At 51.0% G+C, this 1,415-nt stretch carries 1 rRNA gene; it reads right to left on the bottom strand.

The features are described from left to right. Positions 1–68 precede the first annotated feature (68 nt). Positions 69–1,415 (bottom strand): 23S ribosomal RNA (locus tag ACQ4WP_RS29250); the annotation flags it as partial.

The following is a 1,415-nucleotide window of genomic DNA, read 5'->3' as shown; positions in this document are numbered from 1 at the left end:
GGGTAATGACTGCGTTATCAACAACACGCAACATGTACTTTCTCATCCTCTGTACCTGCTAAGGTTATAGGGACAAGCCGTACGGGCAATTAGTACTGGTTAGCTTAATGCATTACTGCACTTCCACACCCAGCCTATCAACGTCCTGGTCTCGAACGACCCTTCAAAGAGCTCAAGGCTCTGGGAAATCTCATCTCAAGGCAAGTTTCCCGCTTAGATGCTTTCAGCGGTTATCTCTTCCGTATTTAGCTACCCGGCAATGCCACTGGCGTGACAACCGGTACACCAGAGATACGTCCACTCCGGTCCTCTCGTACTAGGAGCAGCCCCCTTCAAATTTCCAACGCCCACGGCAGATAGGGACCAAACTGTCTCACGACGTTTTAAACCCAGCTCACGTACCACTTTAAATGGCGAACAGCCATACCCTTGGGACCGGCTACAGCCCCAGGATGTGATGAGCCGACATCGAGGTGCCAAACTCCCCCGTCGATATGAACTCTTGGGAGGAATCAGCCTGTTATCCCCAGAGTACCTTTTATCCGTTGAGCGATGGCCCTTCCATACAGAACCACCGGATCACTATGTCCTACTTTCGTACCTGCTCGACTTGTCAGTCTCGCAGTTAAGCACGCTTATGCCATTGCACTATCAACACGATGTCCGACCGTATCTAGCGTACCTTCGAACTCCTCCGTTACACTTTAGGAGGAGACCGCCCCAGTCAAACTGCCTACCATGCACTGTCCCCGATCCGGATAACGGACCAAGGTTAGAACCTCAAACAAACCAGGGTGGTATTTCAAGGTTGGCTCCACGAGAACTAGCGTCCCCGCTTCAAAGCCTCCCACCTATCCTACACAGATTGGTTCAAAGTCCAATGCAAAGCTACAGTAAAGGTTCATGGGGTCTTTCCGTCTAGCCGCGGGTAGATTGCATCATCACAAACATTTCAACTTCGCTGAGTCTCGGGAGGAGACAGTGTGGCCATCGTTACGCCATTCGTGCAGGTCGGAACTTACCCGACAAGGAATTTCGCTACCTTAGGACCGTTATAGTTACGGCCGCCGTTTACTGGGACTTCAATCAAGAGCTTGCACCCCATCATTTAATCTTCCAGCACCGGGCAGGCGTCACACCCTATACGTCCACTTTCGTGTTTGCAGAGTGCTGTGTTTTTATTAAACAGTCGCAGCCACCAGTTTATTGCAACCCTTTCACCCTCATGGAGTAAACCATTCAAGCTACCGGGGCGTACCTTTTCCCGAAGTTACGGTACCAATTTGCCGAGTTCCTTCTCCCGAGTTCTCTCAAGCGCCTTAGAATACTCATCTCGCCCACCTGTGTCGGTTTGCGGTACGGTCTCGTATGACTGAAGCTTAGAGGCTTTTCTTGGAACCACTTCCGATTGCTTC

The organism is Janthinobacterium lyxosi (assembly GCF_051380665.1).
Classification (GTDB): Bacteria; Pseudomonadota; Gammaproteobacteria; order Burkholderiales; family Burkholderiaceae_D; genus Janthinobacterium.
The sequence above is the reverse complement of the archived record's forward strand: the minus strand, read 5'-3'. Positions and strand labels throughout refer to the sequence as shown.